Here is a 19,284-nt window from a genome sequence, read left to right as displayed (position 1 = left end):
CAAAATAAAGGCCAGATCTCCGGTTTTAAGTCCGCAATATACAAAATGTTATTGGACGGCTCTGCCAAAACAGCCTTGCCGCTTACTCAAAACCGTAACGCTTGCCGGTCAGTTTCATGATTTCCAGGGGCTCGGAGCGTCCCTGTTTTTTGATCCAGATCCGATCTGCCTGGTCCATATCCATGACCTGCACGTATTGCGCGTCTTTGGGGAAATACAGGTTGGTAATCTGTGCATCGTGGATCGAATAGGGCAGGAATGTCCGGTCCATTTCGGAGAGAACCTCGTAACGCGGCGCCGGGTAAAAGATGGTGTCGCCAGGCTGGTAATTCGCTTGTATCTTCTTGGCAGCCTCCCAGTATGGGTTAGGTACGCGAGGTACCGCGAAATAGCCGTATTTCGGTGAGCGGTCCTCATAGAATTCCTTTAATCTCAATCCCACAAAATAGAGCTGGGCGGCAAGGAATACGAAAATAAGCACCCGGAACTCGACCTTCAAATTCGTGTAAAATTGCAGCAGCAAGCTTAGAAGAATGATTACGTAAGGGAACGAAAAACCCGAGTACCGCTGCATAATGCCATAAGTATGCCCGTTCTTGAACGACATCAGGATGAGGAACAGCGTCGGCACGAGCGCCATCATGTAAAGCATCCACAGCCTCGCCTTTTGCTGGCGGTCCGCGTTTTTGTGTAAATCGGGAATGAAGGACAATGCGAACAAACTGACGCTCAGAATGCAGAATTGCAGTTTGTGGTTATTGTAAAAAAACGCGATGACGATGACGAGTAAATACGGGAAGCGGGGGGTAAGCCACGCCGGAGTATTGATCTTGTCTTTGAAACGGTACCAGCAAATGAGTATCAAAGCTACCGCCAAAGCCACAACCACATTCTTTTTGCCTCCCAGGGCGTCGGTAAGGCCGTTAGTGAAAATCACGAGGTCCGCGAAAATGGGCAGCGATTTGTTGAAGACATTCAATGGCGTTGCAGGCAGGATATTCCCGAATGCCTGCCCGCCCGTATCTGCCATCCTTTTATATAACGCCGCCTGATATTGCAGCGAGGACAATGTGTAAACGCCCCCCCCGAACATTAGCCACCAGGCCACACCGGAGAGCGCAAATACCGCAGCAATGGCCATGCGAATCCAGCCTTTGAGCGTCCTCAGGAAAAACAATGCATACAATGCGTGCGCCAGCAGTACCGCGATGACCAGAAAGTGACTGAGCAATCCGAGCCCGGCGGAGAATACATAGCCTACATAAAGCCCAAATGTTTTCTTTTTACTGGCTTTATTTTCAATGATTTGTAAAAAGAAATACGTTGCAGCGAGCGTCAGAAAGAATGTCAGCGAATAGTTGCGCGCCTGGTGGCTGTAAGCGATGAAAAAAGGTTCGATGGCTGTAATACCTGCTGCTATAAGCGCGGTATTGGTCCCGAAGAAACGTTTCGCAAACAGGTAGGTTAGCCCGATGATCAATACACTGAAAATGACTGAGAAAAGGCGAATCGAGTAGTCGGAGAAGCCGAACATGTCGATCCACGGATGCAGGAGCAGGTAGTAGAACGGGCTGTTCCCGATATCGCTGCGTGTCATGGCTTCGTAGTAATCCTCAATGGACTTCGGAGCCCAGAATTCGGCAGGCGTGAATGCCTTAGGGGTATAGATTTCGTTTGCCGTGAATGAGCGGAGTACCTGTTTTTGCGGGTGGGCCGGTGTTGTCCAAAAACGGGAATCGGACAGCTCACGGGTAGCAAAAACTTCTTTCTGATTAGCCCCTTCCAATACAATGCCCTGGCTGACGAGCAATGTGCTCACTTCATCGAAGAAAATACTGTACCTATCGAGGTTATGAAGTCTCAACGCAAGACCTGCAACGAGAATGAGGGTGAGTATGAGCCTTGACCGCAGGGTTTCTTTGGTTTGGTTGGGAGACATTAGTGCGTTCGCTGATGGACGCCGCGAAAATAACGAAATTTCCCGTTATAGGATATTTTTTAGATTTTAAGAATCGTAAACTCTACTCTGCGGTTTTTCTGACGCGACTGCTCGGTGAGGTTGTTGGCAATAGGGCGCGTTGGTCCCCAGGCTTTGGTCTGAATGCGCTGGCCGTCGATCCCTTTCGATAAAAGGTACTTTTTTACTTGCTCCACGCGATCGGAGGAGAGCTTGATATTCTTTTGCACTTCGCCCTGGTTGTCGGTATGGCCTTCCAGCAGTATTTCCATCGAAGGGTGGGCTTTCATTGTTTCGGCGATTTTGTCGAGTTCGGCGAAGGACGACGGGGTCACTTCCGCGCTGCTTTGGGAAAACATCGCATTGCTGAGCCGGATCTGCTGGCCTGCCTTAATGGGTTGCAGGTAAATGTTCTTCCGGATCGACCGGAAACCGGTTTCTGCGCTCAGGTCCATATCCTCCGAAACGGGGAAAAAACCTTCACCGGAGGCGGTAATGCGGTATATTTCCTTCAACGGGAGTATCAGCCGGTACTCGCCGGTTTCGGGGTCAAAGCTGGCCTTTGCGAATGAGGCACTCGTGTTTTTGATGTCGGCGGTAATGTCGGATTTTACCGGTTTATTGGTTTCCGCTTCCAGGACGGTCCCACTCACAACCGCCACGGGGTCGGGCTTGATCTCGGGCGTCATGCGGATACGGAAAATGTCTTCCTGGCCTACAACCTTATCGCTGGCGCTGAAATAGGCATAGTCTCCGGTAGCGGGAATATTGATAAATGCATCCCAAAGAGGCGAGTTCACCGCTGGTCCCAGGTTTTCGGGCGTCGACCAGTTGAGCCATGTGTCGTCCAGGCGACGGGTAAGGAAGAGATCGCCCTGGCCATAGCCGGCATGCCCGGATGAGGAAAAGTATAGCGTCTTGTTGTCCAATGCCAGGAAAGGAGTACTTTCATTATCGGCACTATTGATCACGCTGCCGAGGTTTCGAGGCTCCGACCAGGAGTTGTCTTTTTGTAAAAACGAAATATATAAGTCTTTGCCGCCCTCGGTATCATTTCCCTGAACCGCCATAATGAGCACGTTTTCAAAGGGTGAGACCGAGATTTCAAAGTATTTAGCTGTTTTGAGGAAGTTTGTGATCTTCCATGGACGTGGTACCGACCATCCCGATTTGGTTTTGAAGGCGCGGGAAAATCCGAAATACATATTGCCATCGGCCCCGTATTCATTAATGAGATAGACAGTCTTGCCGTCTGCCGAAATGCTGGTCATTGCGTTTTCGCCCCCGTTGTTGATCGGTGGGCCGATATTGACGGCGTCTGTCCACTCACCTTTATCGTTGAGCGTCGAATACCACACATCCTGATGAGCAGGCGAGCCTATATTGCCTTCAAAGTCGTTTCTGGTAAAATAGAGTGTCTTCCCATCCGGAGCGATAATCGGGGCCACTTCCTGGGCAACAGAGTTGATCGCCTTGCCCATATTCTCCTTTTGCGCTTTCAACTGGGAGGCCACAAAATTGATTTTGGCTTCAACAGGCGCCATATCCGATGAAATACCGATCGCGTCGATCTGATTGAAACCCGAAACTTTACCCGGTTGCAAGACTATTTTCACCGCATTGGCCTGGATATTCTGTTTGGGGAATATGTGAAGCATACGACCTTTCACTGTTTGCTGTGCAGCCGGTGTTTCCGAAACGAGGTATTCCTTACCCGCTGCGTCATATGCATATACGCGCACGATCGCTCCTGGATTAAAATTCTCGGCAATCACGATCTGCTTCAGTGGAATGGCTTTGTCAAAACCCACTTTGATCCACTCCTCGTTGCGTCCGTCGGCGTCGGCCGGCGACCAGGCACAGGGGCTGTCGCCAAAATCAGGCAGCTTGTTGGGAACACCCAGGATCTGTTTGGAACGGTATGCGTGGCCTATTTGCGACGGCCTGTACTCCGAAGAATACCCCAAAACCTTGTTGGCCCATAACACCTCCTGGCAGTACGCGAAAAGCGGCATAACTGCCATTAATATGCTGAAAAGGGTATTCTTAAATCTCAAATGCATAGGGTGATCAGATGCCGGCAGGGCTATGCTATATCTGGTAATATATTAATAATACAAAAAAAAGCCAAACTTACTGCTTGGCACCGATGAGGAGTATCCAGTCCCATTCAGGCTGTAATTCGGGCGGCTGAACGATCGCTTCCTCATCCAACTTCAGATCCTTGCCGTTCCATCTCTTGCCCGTGCGTGGGCTGTACCAAACCGCGCCGAACAGGTTACCTTCCAGATGTTTGAGGTTCAGTCGCACCGGTCGTGAGGTGGGAATGTAAAGCATCGCCATCTTTTTGTTCGAAAGCGAAACGATACCTATTTCCGCCTTATCGAGCGAGTCTACCAGCAAATCGGGCGTATCCGGCTGCATATATTCCCACGGAATGCCTTTCAGGATTTTAACGAGTTGGTGAATGTACTCGGCTCCGTCCTTGGTAATGTTGACTTTCCAGGTTGGGTTGAAGTTCTTAATCGTACTCATATGGCAGAAACCTGCCGCCGAGCTCAGAATGGACTGGTATGCCTGGTTGCGTATCAGCGTCGACTGGTCGGTAATTTCTTTGGGGAATTCCGAATTAGCGATCAGGAATGGCCGCAATGCAGCCTCAGCCGAATTTTTTTGCCAGTTGGCCAGTGCGGCATATTCGGCCGGGGTTACCGTGGAATCGGGGATAATGAATTTAAGCTGCGAATGGTTGGGGGAATTGTCGTTCACGCTCGTTGGCGAGCAGGTGTTGAGTGAAGCGAGGATCTGCCCGTCCGATTCAGCACGGATACCTTCGGAAATCGCTTTAAACTGCGAAGCGCTTTGGTATTCTTCTTCGCTGACGATCCAGATGATGTTTGGGTATTTGGCAAAATGTTTTCCTACATAGGTCCCGTAGCTTTTCCACGCATCCTCCTTCTGCGCATCGAAAACCGTATTCCAGCTCTGCCGGGAGACGACGATCCCGACCACCAGATTTCGCTCTCTGGCAGCCGCGACTATTTTTTCCAGATAGTCAAAGTAGGCTTTGTTGGGTTTGGTCAGATCGTTATTGTCGAGAAACGGTGCGACCTTGTTGAAATTCCGTTGGTTGGGTAATGCGGGGAGCAAATGCACAAGAAAGGTATTGAACGACTGCGACTTGCGGATATCCATATATTGTACCGCCTCGGCATAGCTCAACCTCCGCAGCATTTGCCAGGCCACGTCGGCCACCATCAGAAACGGTGTTCCGTGGTTATCGGTAATATGTCTGCCATTCGGGCTGATTTTCAACGGAAATTTCGGTGGGGCCTGGTCTTCCCTCTGAAAAACAAACCCGAGCGAAAGTAAGCAAGCCAACAGGAGTCCGGGCAGGGATCTGGCGACCAGCGATTTGAACATATTCATGGTGTCAGCTCAATGGATACTAGCTATTTCCCAGCTCGGCGATCGTTTGCACCGGATTGGGCGAGGTGAAAACGAAGCTGCCTGCGACGAGGATATCCACACCTTCGCGCACAAGCCTGGGCGCATTGTGGAGATTAACGCCGCCGTCGACTTCTATCTTGAAGTTGTAGCCGAATTTTTTGCGGTAGTCATCCAGTGCCGCAATTTTCCGGTAGGTGTTTTCAATGAATTTTTGCCCCCCAAATCCGGGATTTACCGACATGATCAGGATCAGGGAAACATCGCCCATGATCTCGCTCAGAACGTCCACCGGCGTATGGGGATTGAGCGCCACGCCTGGTTCGGCGCCGAGCTCTTTGATATGCTGGATGGTGCGGTGCAAATGTGGGCAGGCCTCATAATGCACGGTAATCCCGGATGCTCCTGCCTTACGGAACGCTTCAAGGTAGCGGTCGGGCTGCTCAATCATTAAATGTACGTCCAGCGGCTTTTGGGCATGCCGGTGAATGGCTTGGCACACGGGAAGTCCGAATGAAATGTTGGGGACGAACATGCCGTCCATGATATCAACGTGTATATAACCTGCGGAACTGCTGTTGATCATTTCGACGTCGCGTTGCAGGTTCGCGAAATCCGCGGCTAGTATGGAAGGGGCAATTTCAGCCATAAAATCAGAAGCTAGTAATGATTAATGAGGCCGAAATTAGTGAATTTATGGGGAAGGCGGGTACGCGGACCGCTTTCTGTTGATTAAGTCATACAAAATCACCTGACATGGCACTCGCGGGGAACGACAGCGCTGGTAGTACTTTCGATTGCACCTTTTGCTCATCCGAAAATGTGCCGTACAACTCGTATCGGCCTTCCACGAGCGTATAGATTTCAATGCGAACCTTATCGGGAAAGACGATCCAGCATTCGGGCACGCCGTAGCTTTCGTACACACCCTTTTTGACGACCGTGTCCAGCTTTCTGGAGCTTGGCGACACGATTTCGATAACCAGATCAGGCACGCCGCGAATCCAGTCCTGCATGATGTCCCGGTTCGCATTGGATACGAAAAATATGTCTGGTTGCAGGTGATTGAAATCCTGTTCCAGAATTACGTCGAAAGGCGCAGCAAATACACGACCGAGTTTGTTTTGCTTGACATGACTCGCCAGCAGCAGAACCAGCTCCACGGAAGCCGACTGGTGCAGAAATTTCGGGCTAGGCGACATGACTTCCTCGCCGTTTATGATCTGCGTCAGATCCGGATTGTAGTAAATGGTTGGTTCCGGGGTTTTCATAGGCTTTGCCGTTTTGAACGAAAATACGAAAAATACATGACATACTGAGCGTGTGATGGATAGGTTAATATCCCATTGATACGTCTGGATATACAATTGGTAACACATCAATTATCCAATGCCCAAAATTTGAATTAAATCTTAAATTTGGGCCGAATCATCAAGCGCCGTGACCACTATGAATCCCCAACAACGAATCCAGGAGCTTTCCGAAAAGCTGCATTATTACAATGACCGCTACTACCAGGACAGCGAGTCGGAAATATCGGATTATGAATTTGACCAGCTGCTCAAAGAGCTGCAAGCCCTGGAAAACCAGTACCCGGAATTCAAACAGGAGGATTCACCGACTCAGCGGGTCGGCGGGGCGGTAACTAAAACGTTCAATGCGGTGTACCACCGGTATCCAATGCTATCGCTTGATAACACCTATAACGAGGAGGAGCTCCGGAGCTTCGACGACCGGGTGCGCCGCGGGCTTGACGGCGAAGCTTACGAATATATTTGCGAGCTGAAATTTGACGGGATATCGCTCAGTTTTACCTATGAAAATGGCATTCTTGTACGCGGTGTTACGCGGGGCGACGGTACGCGCGGGGACGAGATCACGAACAATGTTAAAACCATCCGCTCGTTGCCTTTGCGGGTGAAAGCCGACAATCTCCCGCCATTGTTCGAGATTCGGGGGGAGGGTTTTATGCCGATCTCTTCGTTTGAAAAATTGAACGAGGAGATGGATACGCTGGGCGAAAACCCGTACGCCAATCCTCGGAACGCAGCTTCCGGCTCATTCAAATTGCAGGATTCGGCTGAAACGGCTCGTCGCGGGCTGGATTGTTACCTCTACTACTTCTTTGCCGATACCGATGTTTTTCCAACCCAGGAAGAGAGTTTGAAAGGAATGAAAGCATGGGGCTTCAATGTGTCGCCGGGCTGGAAAAAGGTGGCGAATATCGACGAAGCCATTGAATACATCCGCGAATGGGAGGAGAAGCGCATGAATCTGCCTTTGGCGACGGATGGTATAGTGATCAAGGTCAATTCTTTTGCTCAGCAGAGAGAGCTAGGCTTCACTGCAAAAAGTCCGCGCTGGGCTATTTCTTATAAATACAAGGCGGAGAACAAGCCTGCGGTGTTACGGATGGTAACTTACCAGGTTGGCCGCACGGGTGCGGTGACACCGGTCGCCAATCTTTGCGACTTGTCGGAGCGTGCATTGCCGTATAATCAGGTGAAGGGCGTGCATTTGTCGGGTACGCGTGTAAAGCGCGCGACTTTGCATAATGCGAACGAGCTGGAAAGGCTGGGTATCCGGATAGGCGATACCGTTTTCGTGGAGAAAAGCGGGGAGATTATTCCTAAAATTACCGGTGTCGACATTTCACAACGTGAGAAATACGAAACCGAGGAGATCGTCTTCCCGACGCATTGCCCCGAGTGTAATTCCGAATTGCAGCGGAATGAGGGTGAAGTTGCCTTCTTCTGTCCGAACGACAGCCATTGCCCGCCGCAACTGAAAGGTCGCATTGAGCATTTCATTCATCGCAAAGCAATGAACATCGAGAGTCTGGGAGAGGGTAAGATCGAGCTGCTTTTCGATCTCGGCCTCGTGCGTACGCCTGCGGATCTGTACGACCTCAATTACGACAAGCTGCTGGGCCTCGAAAAGAATTTGCTCAACGAGGAAACCGGGAAGGTTAAAAAGATCAGCTTCCGGGAAAAAACGGTGGATAATATCCTGAAAGGCATTGATTTGTCAAGAACCGTGCCATTCAAGAATGTACTTTTTGCGTTGGGTATCCGCTTTGTAGGCCAAACTGTTGCAGAGAAACTGGCGGCGTATTTCAAATCAATGCAGGCGCTGCGGGCTGCGAGTTACGAACAACTCACGGCGGTACCCGAAATTGGCGGTCGCATTGCGCTGAGCATCGAATCGTTTTTCAGCGTTCCGGAAAATCAGTTGCTGGTTCAGCGATTGGAGCAAGCCGGTTTGCAGATGGAAAGCGATGAAAAACCGGTGGAAATCGAAAGTGACCTGCTGGATGGCAAGACGTTTGTAATCTCCGGGGTTTTCGAAAATTTCGAACGTGATGAGTTGAAAGAGAAGATCGAAGCGAATGGCGGAAAGGTGCTCAGCGGCGTTTCCGGGAAGCTCAATTACCTGCTGGCCGGTGCGAATATGGGGCCCTCCAAACTTGAAAAAGCACGAAAACTGGGCGTCACGATTATTTCTGAGGAAGAATTTTTAGCAATGATTGGAAATTAAGTAAAGAAAATAGCCCCGGAAGGCTAACTTTGTGTTTTAAAATCTAACAATTATATAAGTAAATAATGCCATTGGACCAACGTTTCAAAGGGGTAGGGGCCGCGCTGATCACACCTTTTGATGAACAGAATGAGATTGATTATCCGGGTCTGAAAAGACTGATCGACCTGGTGACGGAAGGTGGTACGGACTACCTCGTAGTACAAGGAACAACTGGCGAGTCGCCGACAGTCACTTCCAAGGAAAAGCGTGATATCCTGGCATTTACAATCAAGAATAACTACAAGAAGCTGCCGATCGTCTATGGCATCGGGAGCAACAATACACGGGAAGTACTGAATACGATTAAGGAAACTGACTTCACGGGTGTGGATGCAATTCTATCGGTTTGTCCTTATTACAACAAACCTACTCAGGAGGGCATTATCGCACATTTTACGGCCATAGCCGATGCTTCGCCGGTCCCTGTGCTGCTGTACAATGTTCCCGGCCGTACAGTCATCAACATGAAGGCGGATACAATCGTGAAACTGGCAGCACATCCCAATATCATCGGTATCAAGGACGCCGGCGGCAGCATCGAACAGAGCATGGAGCTCGCTGCCCGTGTACCGGACGACTTTTTGCTGCTTTCGGGTGACGATAACCTGGTGACCACCATGGTAAGCGTGGGCTGGCATGGCGTTATTTCGGTGATTGCCAATGCATTCCCGAAAGAATTCCATGATCTTACCTGGGCGGCGCTCGAAGGCCGTTTCAAAGACGCCGCAAAACTGCAACTCGCGTTCCTGGAATTCGATACGCTGCTCTACATCGAGTCGAACCCGGTAGGGATCAAGAAATGTCTCGAAATCAAAGGTATTTGCAGCTCTGATGTACGCTTGCCATTGCTGAAAGCTTCGAAAGAGTTGGGTGAGAAGCTCGAAAAGGCGATGGTGCGCGAGGGTTTTATGTGACAGTAGACGGTCAGATGTAGTCAGGTCTGGTCCAATTTAGTCAGGGTAGTCATTTATAGTCAGGAATGGTCAGATTTTGACATTGGGTATTCCGGCTTCTAATTTATATTTCGGGCATCACAGGTTTGGGGATTTAATTCCGGCCTGTGATGTTTTGTTTTAAATCAAAAACGAAATGTTATGATCACGTTTTACCCAGGGCCGAGTAAGGTTTATCCGCAGGTCGAACAATATATTTCGGAAGCATTTGCGAGCGGGCTGATCAGTTCCAACCACCGTAGCTCCGGTTTCATGCATTTGCTGGAGCAGACGATTGCCGATCTGAAAGCCAAGCTGGATGTTCCGGCTGGTTATGAAGTCTATTTCGTGTCGTCGGCAACGGAATGCTGGGAAATCATCGCCCAATCGCTGCTGATCGATTCCAGCCTGCATATTTACAATGGGGCATTCGGCGAGAAATGGATGGAATATACCCACCGCATTTCGCACCGTGCCACCGACGCAGCCTTCGGATTGAATGAAACGCTGCTCATGGACCGATCCGCCATCTTCTCGCGTAACGAGCTTATTTGCATAACGTACAATGAGACTTCGAATGGTACCAAAATCCCGGACGGCTTCTTGCTGGATATTCGTAAAAAGGTCGATAACCTCATTGCGGTGGACGCCACTTCGGCGATGGCCGGCGTGATTTTGCCCTGGGAGAATGCTGATATATGGTATGCTTCGGTACAGAAATGCTTTGGCTTACCCGCGGGACTGGCAGTGATGATTGTTTCGCCCAAAGCCATCGAGCGCGCGATACAGATAGGAGAGCGAAAGCATTACAATAGCCTGCTGTTTATCCGCGACAACTTTTTGAAGTTTCAAACCCCTTTTACGCCCAACATTCTCGGTATTTACCTGCTAGGAAAGGTGATGCAGCAAGTGCCGTCGATCGGGGAAGTGGATGCACAGACACGTCAGCGTGCGCATGACTGGTATGCATTCCTGCTCGAAAACGGGTATGAATTGGTGGTGGAAAATACCGCGGTGCGGTCGGACACGGTTATCGCTGTCCGGGCAGAGAAAGAACGTATCGCGTTCCTCAAGAATGCGGCGCAAAAGGAAGGGATTACGCTAGGCAACGGCTATGGCAAAGAGAAGGACACCAGTTTTCGCATTGCCAATTTCCCGGCTATCAGCGATGAGGAAATAGCCATACTGAAGGCTTTTTTAGCGAAAATGGCCCCGAATTGACAGAATGAGTAGTAAATGACCCTCCTTGTATTTATAACTAAAAAACAAATCCACTCACCTGCGACTTACTAGTTGTGCGATTAGATATTTTAAAGCAATACCAGGCCCAGACCAAATGTCTGGTCGCGCTGGATTCGATTATTTTTGGTTTTGACGGTGAAGAGCTGAAACTGCTGCTGGTGAAACGGGGCATTGAGGATGAGCACCACACCTGGTCGCTGATGGGCGGTTGGGTACAGCCCGACGAAAGCCTCGAAGGCGCATCGTCGCGTATCCTTTTCGAGCTTACGAACCTGACAGACATTTACCTAGAACAACTCTACACCTTCGGAAACCCTCACCGCGACCCGGTGGAGCGCACCGTGTCGGTTGCCTATTTTGCGCTGATTAATGTGGAGGACTACGACCACAAGATCTCCAAAAATTACGAAGCACAATGGTTTTCGATGCAGGAACTACCCAAACTGCTTTTCGACCACGGTGCGATGGTCGATATGGCGATCCAGCATTTGCGCTACAAGGCTTCACAGCACCCGATCGGCTTTGAATTATTGCCGGAAAAATTCACGATCCCGCAGTTGCAAAAACTGTATGAAGCTATTTTCGGCACGGAGCTCGATAAACGGAATTTTAGCCGTAAATTGTTGTCGACCAATTTGTTGATCAAGCTGGATGAAAAACAAAAGGGCTATTCCAAAAAAGGTGCTTTCTTTTATAAAATCGACGAGGAGAAGTACAAGAAGCAGTTCAATACATTCCTGAACTTCCTGCCGGGAAGCGCTTCCTAGCCGCCGGTATTTTTACGATCATTGGTTTTTAAGGTTGTGTAAGCAGTCGGTTTTGAGCAACTTTGCGGGATCAAAACGCCCCAAAGTGTAAGCCCATGTTCAATTTTAAGGAAATCGTTTCCGTCACGCTGATATTGTTTTCGGTGATTGATGTGCTTGGCTCATTGCCGGTTATCGTCGATTTCCGGCGAAAGCTCGGCAAGATCGAGTCTGAAAAAACGACCATTGTGGCCGGGCTCATTATGGTGATCTTTCTGTTTTTGGGAGAAAGGTTATTGAGCCTTTTCGGTGTGGATATTGCCTCGTTTGCGATTGCCGGGGCTATTATTTTGTTCCTGCTGGGGCTCGAAATGATCCTGGGGCGCGATATTTTCAAACACGGTAATATGGACGTGAGCGTGGCGTCGATTGTGCCCATTGCATTTCCGATGATCGCCGGCGCGGCTACGATGACGACCTTGCTATCGCTCCGTTCGACGTACCAGATCCAGAATATCCTGGTCGGCATCGTGCTGAACCTCTTTTTTATTTACCTCGTATTGAAATCTTCGAACTGGCTGGAAAGGAAACTCGGGCAGGGTGGTACGGATATTCTCAGGAAGGTGTTCGGTATCATTCTGTTAGCTATTTCTATCAAACTTTTCAAAACCAACCTTTCGATGTAAGTGATTCCCTGGTCGCTTTTTATGTCAAAACAAATTTTTAAAACCATATAACAATGCAACAGCTGGATAGCCTTAATCAAGTCGCGGATTTTCACAGAACTTTCAAACACCCGATCCTGGAAACGCCGACGATCCCCTCCGAAGAAAGAAGCCGCCTACGCGTGGCATTGCTGGCCGAGGAGTTGAAAGAGCTGGAAGTTGCAATCCTTCAAAAGGATATTGTGGAGGTAGCCGACGCGCTTTGCGATCTGCAATATGTATTGTCGGGAGCGGTGCTGGAATTCGGGCTAGGCGAGAAGTTCCGCGCATTGTTCGACGAAGTGCAGCGTTCGAATATGTCCAAAGCCTGCAACTCGATAGAGGAAGCCGAAGCGACCGTAGCCCACTATCAGGCAAAAGGCACCGACTGCTATTTCAAGGAAGATAATGGCAAATACCTCGTATACCGCACTGCCGATGACAAGACTTTGAAGAACATCAATTACTCGCCTGCCGATCTGGCATCGATCATCGGTTAGTTATATTTTCTTAGTTCAATCGACCCATTATGAGCTCAGTTCTTGAACGATTCCTGCGTTATGTGCAAATCGATACGCAATCGGACCCCAATTCGGAGACATTTCCCAGTACCGCCAAGCAACGTAATCTGAGCAACCTGCTCGCGGAAGAACTTCGTGCACTGGGCGTCGCGGACGCGCACGTGGACGAGCATGGGTATGTGTACGCGACAATCCCGTCCAATTCGGATCGGAACGACGTCCCTGTAATTTGTTTCTGCTCGCATGTAGATACTTCGCCGGACGTCACGGGCGAAAATGTAAAACCGATTGTTCACAGAAATTGGGATGGATCGGACATTATTTTGCCGGACGATCATTCGCAGGTGTTGAGAGTAGGAGAGCTGCATGACCTCGATCAGCAGATTGGGAATGATATAGTCACCGCCAGTGGTACCACGTTGCTAGGCGCTGATAATAAGGCGGGTGTAGCTGAAATTATGGCTGCCGCCGAGTATTTGCTGAGTAATCCGCATTTGAAGCACGGCGATATCAAAATACTTTTCACGCCGGACGAGGAGGTAGGAAGAGGAACCGAAAAGGTTGATTTGCAAAAGCTGGGTGCTGATTTTGGCTACACTGTTGACGGCGAGGCGATCGGCACACTGGAAGATGAGACGTTTTCTGCCGATGGTGTGAGAATCACCATTCACGGCGTGAGCACCCACCCGGGTTATGCGATTGGCAAGCTGGAAAACGCATTGAAAATCGCTGCCGAAATACTCGCACGACTTCCCAAAGACAAACTTTCCCCCGAAACCACGCAGGATAAGGAAGGTTTTATCCACCCTGTGCAAATGGAAGGTATTCAGGAAAAGGCCGTTTTGAGCTTTATCATCCGTGATTTTACCGTCGCTGGCTTGCACGAAAAAGAGGTACTGCTGAAAGGCATTATGGAGGAAGTGCTTAAAGGATACCCCAATTCTTCCGCTGAATTTAGAGTTCAGGAGCAATACCGGAACATGAAGGAGGTACTCGATCAGCACCCGGAAGTTATCCGGAATGCATTGACAGCGATGGAACGGGTCGGGCTGAATCCGATCCAGCGCAGCATTCGCGGCGGTACCGATGGCTCGCGGCTCTCATTCATGGGCCTGCCATGCCCGAACATCTTCGCCGGCGAGCACGCTTTCCACTCCAAACTGGAATGGGTGTCGGTGCAGGATATGGAGAAGGCGGTCGAGGTTATTGTCAGTCTGGCGGGCGTCTGGGCGGAAAAATAATTTTGAATGATTGAATGACTGAATGATTGAATAAAATATTCGGTCCACTCAATCATTCGGTCATTCAATCATTCAATCATTCAAAATTGAAAAAGACCAAATATTACGTAGTGTGGCAAGGCCGGAAGACGGGCGTTTTTACCGATTGGAAGGAATGCGAAGCGCAAATCAAGGGCTTCGAGGATGCGCGCTATAAGTCTTTTGACTCTTTGCAGGAGGCCGAAGCGGCCATTCAGCGGAATTACTGGGAGTTTGTGGCCAAAAAGGATTCGAAGCCGGCCGTTCAGGAGCCGCCCGCGAATGTCGGAAGGCCCATTAAAAATAGTATTGCCGTGGATGCGGCATGGAATACCGCGACAGGCGATATGGAGTACCAGGGCGTTTATTACGCTACCGGCGACCGCATTTTCCTGCAAGGGCCATTTAAAGACGGTACTAATAATATCGGCGAATTCCTGGCGATCGTGCATGCATTGGCCTATTTACAAAAGAAAGAGAGCGATCTGCCGATTTACAGTGATTCCAAAACGGCAATTGCCTGGGTTAAAAAGAAACACGCGAATACCAAATTGGCTTTGACGCCGCGGAACAAACCGCTTTTTGAAATGTTGCAGCGCGCCGAACGCTGGCTGGCAACGAACACTTACCCCAACAGGATATTGAAATGGGAGACAGAGTATTGGGGAGAGAATCCGGCTGATTTTGGAAGAAAATAGACCATAATATGCCCCGTAACGCCCATTTCCGGTTCAAGCAGTTTACTGTCCGGCAGGACCAGTGTGCCATGAAAGTATGTACAGATGCGTGCGTATTGGGCGCATGGGCGGATGTGGAGGACGCCGACCGCATTCTCGACATCGGTGCCGGAACCGGGCTATTATCATTAATGGTAGCACAGCGCAACTCGTACGCGATGATTGACGCCGTGGAAATCGACGCGGAGGCATTTTACCAGGCAGGCGAGAATGTGGAGCAAAGCCCGTTTCACGACCGCATTACGCTGTTCCATTCGGCGGTACAGGAGTTTGTTTCCGACCACTTATATGATGTGATCATCACCAACCCGCCGTTCTTCCAGTCGGACCTGCTTTCGCCGATCGATAAAAAGAATATTGCCCATCATGCGAAATCCCTTGATTTTGAGGAGCTGCTCGTCGCTATACAGCGGCTTTTGAAACCGGAGGGGAAATTCAATATTCTTTTTCCGGTGGACGAGGGTGAGCGCTTCGCGGAAAAGGCGGGACAAGCCGGCTGGAAACTCACTCGTAAGCTGACTTTGTTTCATCAGGAAGACAAAAAAGCATTTCGCTTACTCATGGTGTTTCAACGAGCTGAATTTGCTCATAATGTGCACGTTGAGCCCGATTTGTACATTTATGAAACCGACGGTGTTACCCATGATCCGCGTTTTCGGGACTTGCTAAAAGCTTTTTATTTGAAATTTTGATCAGGAAAAACACGAACTTTGCCGCAAATTACCGGCAAAGCATTGTCACTGAAACCGTACATGACCGACCAAGTTACCCAGATTTCCGTTGTTGTCCCGCTTTACAATGAAGAAGAGTCGCTTCCCGAACTCTGCGAGTGGATTGCGAGGGTTATGGAGGATAATCACTTTACGTATGAAGTGCTTTTTATGGACGATGGCAGCAAGGACCGTTCCTGGGAGGTGATCCAGCAGCTTTCGAAGGAAAACCCCAATGTGCGCGGGATGAGTTTTGTGCGGAATTATGGCAAGACAGCTGCATTGCAAACGGGCTTTCAGGCCGCAAAGGGTGAAGTGGTGATCACCATGGATGCCGATTTGCAGGATAGTCCGGACGAAATCCCCGAGTTATATAGCATGATCGTCAACGACCGCTTCGACCTGATCTCGGGATGGAAGAAAAAGCGGTACGACCCGATCACCAAAACTATCCCTACAAAACTGTTCAATGCTGCTACCCGCAGTATTTCAGGGGTTTATCTCCATGATTTTAATTGTGGTTTGAAGGCCTACCGCAAGGAGGTCGTCAAGAATATCACTATTTACGGAGAGATGCATCGCTACATTCCGGTAATTGCGAAGTGGAATGGTTTTGCCAAAATCGGGGAGAAGGTGGTGCAGCACCGGGCACGCAAATACGGTCACACAAAATTCGGTCTCGAGCGGTTCATTTTTGGCTTCCTGGATTTGCTTTCGATCGCCTTTGTGAATAAGTTTGGACGGAGACCGATGCATTTGTTTGGCAGTCTGGGAACTCTTATGTTTTTTCTTGGAAGCCTTATAGCTGTGTGGCTTATCGGAAAAAAGATATATAACATTTACAATTTATTGCCTTACCGGAATGTTACAGAGAACCCGCTGTTCTTTCTGGCGCTGGTAGCGATTATGGTAGGCTCTCAATTATTTCTCGCAGGATTTTTGGGTGAATTGTTTGTAAAGCAATCTGTTTCAAAGACAGGGGATTACACTATTGCTGAAAAGGCAGGATTGTAAGAAATTAAGATCAGTATTCAACGAAATTTAAGTTTAAAGTTATTACCTATTACACAACTAATGATCGCTAACGTACACAAAGCACATCCGTGGCACGGAATTCCAATGGGTGACAAAGCACCCGAATTAGTTACTGCATTTATTGAGATTGTTCCTACCGATACCGTAAAATACGAAATTGACAAGGCCACCGGTTACCTCAAAATCGACCGCCCTCAGAAATACTCGAACATCGTTCCTGCATTGTACGGTTTTATTCCCAAAACCTATTGCGCGGATAAAATCGCGGCACTGGCGCGTGAGCGGTCAGGTCGTGATGTGACCGAGGGAGATGGTGACCCGCTGGATATCATCGTATTGTGCGAGAAAATCATTTCGCACGGTAATATTATGTGCGAAGCGAAGCCCATCGGTGGTATCCGCCTGATCGATGGCGGCGAAGCCGACGACAAGATCATCGCTGTTTTGAAAGGCGACGAAGTTTATGGCCAGTTCAGCGACCTGAGCGAGCTGCCGGATGGTATCGTGGAGCGTTTGAAGCACTACTTCCTGACTTACAAAAACCTGCCGGGCGAGAAGGCGCACATTGAAATCACTAATGTTTACGGTAAAGACGAGGCGCATGAAGTGATCCTTACTTCGGTAGAAGATTACAAACATTCTTATTATTGAGCCGACGCAGCATGTGACGTCAGCTGACGGAATTTAGAGCCGCTCCTGCTAGGGGCGGCTTTTTTTAATTCGTATCTTTGCGCAAATTTTGACCAACCATTGGCACTCGCTGCCAGGCATATATGAGTAATTTACAAGAAATTAAGAAGCGCCGCACGTTTGCGATCATCAGCCACCCCGATGCCGGGAAAACCACTTTGACCGAAAAGTTGCTCCTTTTCGGTGGCGCGATCCAGACAGCCGGTGCGGTAAAGTCCAATAAAATCAAGAAGACTGCAACTTCCGACTTTATGGAGATCGAGAAGCAGCGTGGTATCTCGGTGGCAACGTCGGTAATGACCTTTGAATATAAGGACCTGCTGATCAATATCCTCGATACACCTGGGCACAAGGACTTTGCCGAAGATACTTACCGCACATTGACCGCCGTGGATAGCGTAATCCTCGTCGTTGACTGCGTGAAGGGTGTCGAAGAGCAAACAGAGCGTTTGATGGAGGTTTGTCGCATGCGTAACACCCCTGTGATCGTGTTCATCAACAAGCTCGACCGCGAAGGCCAGAATCCATTCGAGTTACTTGATGAGCTCGAAAGCAAGCTGAATATCCGCGTTCGCCCGCTTACCTGGCCGATCAATATGGGCGCCAATTTCAAGGGTGTTTACAGCTTGTACGAGCAAATGCTGTATTTCTTCAAAATCAATAAAACTAAGATCGAGAACGACGTAGCGAAGGTGAACCTCGAAGATGAGAAGTTGGTCGAGGTGCTTGGGGAAAGAGATGCAAACCAACTGACAGAGGACGTTGAACTCGTAGAAGGCGTTTACGATGCGTTCTCGGAAGAGGCTTATCAGAAAGGCCAGCTTGCGCCGGTATTCTTCGGAAGTGCGATCAATAACTTCGGGATCAAGGAATTGCTTGATACATTCTGCGATATCTCGCCCATTCCACAACCACGCCCTACAGACGTACGCGAGGTAGAGCCTACGGAACCGAAATTCACCGGGTTTGTATTTAAAATCCACGCTAACCTCGATCCCCGTCACCGGGACCGCATTGCGTTTTTGCGCATTTGCTCAGGTAAATTTGAGCGGGGTAAATTTTATAAACACGTGCGTCTGGGCAAGGATGTGCGTTTTTCGAGCCCGTTCACCTTCATGGCTTCGGATAAGAGCGTGATGGAAGAGGGTTTCCCGGGCGATGTGGTCGGTCTGTATGATACGGGTAATTTCAAAATCGGGGATACATTGACTGAGGGGGAAAACCTGCAATTTTCCGGTATCCCGAGTTTCTCGCCGGAGATTTTTAAGGAACTGATCAATATGGATCCGATGAAATCCAAACAATTGGAAAAAGGTATCCAGCAGCTCACCGACGAAGGTGTGGCGCAGCTCTTCACCCTGGACCTTGGCAATAGAAAAGTGGTAGGTACCGTTGGAGAACTTCAATTTGACGTAATCCAGTACCGCCTCGAACACGAATATGGTGCCAAATGTCGCTGGGTGCCGATGAATATCTCCCGCGCCTGCTGGCTCACCGCCGACGATAAACCGGCCATGGATCAGTTTATACGCCTCAAAGGCAACCAAATCGCCTACGACAAGGACCGTAATCCGGTTTTCCTTGCCGAATCGGAGTGGATGATCCGCATGAACCGCGAAAACAACCCGGCGATTCATTTCCATTTCACGTCGGAGTTTAAGACCGAAATGGCACTTTGACGCTGATTTTGAGTGAGGTTGAAATTCGTTATATTTGCTTAGAAGC

The 19,284-nt window shown here is 49.3% G+C and carries 17 protein-coding genes; 12 read left to right on the top strand and 5 right to left on the bottom strand.

The window, feature by feature from the left end:
- Positions 1-82: 82 nt before the first annotated feature.
- From AC2YIT_RS18470 to AC2YIT_RS18450, 5 genes are all read right to left on the bottom strand, one after another.
- On the bottom strand, positions 83-1,939 hold the full coding sequence (locus AC2YIT_RS18470; protein ID WP_487280125.1) for a glycosyltransferase family 39 protein: 1,857 nt from the start codon (positions 1,937-1,939) through the stop codon (positions 83-85).
- Positions 1,940-1,998: 59 nt separating this feature from the next.
- The gene (locus AC2YIT_RS18465) at positions 1,999-4,020 is read right to left on the bottom strand and encodes an OmpA family protein (protein ID WP_487280124.1); all 2,022 of its coding nucleotides are present in this window, start codon (positions 4,018-4,020) and stop codon (positions 1,999-2,001) included.
- Positions 4,021-4,090: 70 nt separating this feature from the next.
- On the bottom strand, positions 4,091-5,386 hold the full coding sequence (locus tag AC2YIT_RS18460; RefSeq protein WP_487280123.1) for an apiosidase-like domain-containing protein: 1,296 nt from the start codon (positions 5,384-5,386) through the stop codon (positions 4,091-4,093).
- Between the two features lie 19 nt (positions 5,387-5,405).
- Positions 5,406-6,053: a ribulose-phosphate 3-epimerase gene (rpe, locus tag AC2YIT_RS18455; RefSeq protein WP_487280122.1), complete on the bottom strand. Its 648-nt coding sequence runs from the start codon at positions 6,051-6,053 to the stop codon at positions 5,406-5,408.
- Positions 6,054-6,141: 88 nt separating this feature from the next.
- Positions 6,142-6,675 carry a Uma2 family endonuclease gene (locus AC2YIT_RS18450; protein ID WP_487280121.1) on the bottom strand — a complete coding sequence of 178 codons (534 nt, stop codon included), beginning with the start codon at positions 6,673-6,675 and terminating at the stop codon, positions 6,142-6,144.
- A 178-nt stretch (positions 6,676-6,853) separates the two neighbouring features.
- On the opposite strand from AC2YIT_RS18450, the gene ligA reads away from it, so the two are divergent.
- The 12 genes from ligA (at position 6,854) to AC2YIT_RS18390 (ending at position 19,238) form a co-directional block, all read left to right on the top strand.
- A complete protein-coding gene (gene ligA, locus AC2YIT_RS18445) occupies positions 6,854-8,941 on the top strand; it encodes an NAD-dependent DNA ligase LigA (RefSeq protein ID WP_487280120.1) in 2,088 nt (695 codons plus the stop codon).
- Between the two features lie 65 nt (positions 8,942-9,006).
- Positions 9,007-9,897, top strand: coding sequence for a 4-hydroxy-tetrahydrodipicolinate synthase (dapA, locus tag AC2YIT_RS18440; RefSeq protein WP_487280119.1), 891 nt, complete (start codon positions 9,007-9,009; stop codon positions 9,895-9,897).
- A 180-nt stretch (positions 9,898-10,077) separates the two neighbouring features.
- Entirely contained in the window at positions 10,078-11,136 is a 1,059-nt protein-coding gene (locus AC2YIT_RS18435) for an aminotransferase class V-fold PLP-dependent enzyme (RefSeq protein WP_487280118.1), read from the top strand.
- Between the two features lie 74 nt (positions 11,137-11,210).
- Positions 11,211-11,924 (top strand): NUDIX hydrolase, encoded by a 714-nt coding sequence (locus tag AC2YIT_RS18430; RefSeq protein ID WP_430850957.1) that lies wholly within the window; start codon positions 11,211-11,213, stop codon positions 11,922-11,924.
- 95 nt (positions 11,925-12,019) lie between these two features.
- Positions 12,020-12,589: a MarC family protein gene (locus AC2YIT_RS18425; protein ID WP_430850959.1), complete on the top strand. Its 570-nt coding sequence runs from the start codon at positions 12,020-12,022 to the stop codon at positions 12,587-12,589.
- A 53-nt stretch (positions 12,590-12,642) separates the two neighbouring features.
- Positions 12,643-13,107 carry a pyrophosphohydrolase domain-containing protein gene (locus AC2YIT_RS18420; RefSeq protein WP_430850961.1) on the top strand — a complete coding sequence of 155 codons (465 nt, stop codon included), beginning with the start codon at positions 12,643-12,645 and terminating at the stop codon, positions 13,105-13,107.
- 29 nt (positions 13,108-13,136) lie between these two features.
- Entirely contained in the window at positions 13,137-14,369 is a 1,233-nt protein-coding gene (pepT, locus tag AC2YIT_RS18415) for a peptidase T (RefSeq protein ID WP_487280117.1), read from the top strand.
- An 86-nt stretch (positions 14,370-14,455) separates the two neighbouring features.
- Complete coding sequence (locus tag AC2YIT_RS18410) at positions 14,456-15,085, top strand: ribonuclease H1 domain-containing protein (RefSeq protein ID WP_430850965.1); 630 nt, start codon at positions 14,456-14,458, stop codon at positions 15,083-15,085.
- 8 nt (positions 15,086-15,093) lie between these two features.
- Positions 15,094-15,816, top strand: coding sequence for a tRNA1(Val) (adenine(37)-N6)-methyltransferase (locus tag AC2YIT_RS18405; RefSeq protein WP_487280116.1), 723 nt, complete (start codon positions 15,094-15,096; stop codon positions 15,814-15,816).
- A 60-nt stretch (positions 15,817-15,876) separates the two neighbouring features.
- Positions 15,877-16,848, top strand: coding sequence for a glycosyltransferase family 2 protein (locus tag AC2YIT_RS18400; RefSeq protein WP_430851145.1), 972 nt, complete (start codon positions 15,877-15,879; stop codon positions 16,846-16,848).
- A gap of 60 nt (positions 16,849-16,908) precedes the next feature.
- Positions 16,909-17,520 (top strand): inorganic pyrophosphatase, encoded by a 612-nt coding sequence (locus AC2YIT_RS18395; RefSeq protein WP_430850969.1) that lies wholly within the window; start codon positions 16,909-16,911, stop codon positions 17,518-17,520.
- Between the two features lie 122 nt (positions 17,521-17,642).
- Entirely contained in the window at positions 17,643-19,238 is a 1,596-nt protein-coding gene (locus tag AC2YIT_RS18390; protein WP_487280115.1) for a peptide chain release factor 3, read from the top strand.
- The last annotated feature ends 46 nt before the right edge of the window (positions 19,239-19,284 follow it).

This window comes from Dyadobacter sp. SRI_021 (genome assembly GCF_057586235.1).
This window is presented reverse-complemented; position numbering and strand designations above follow the sequence as displayed.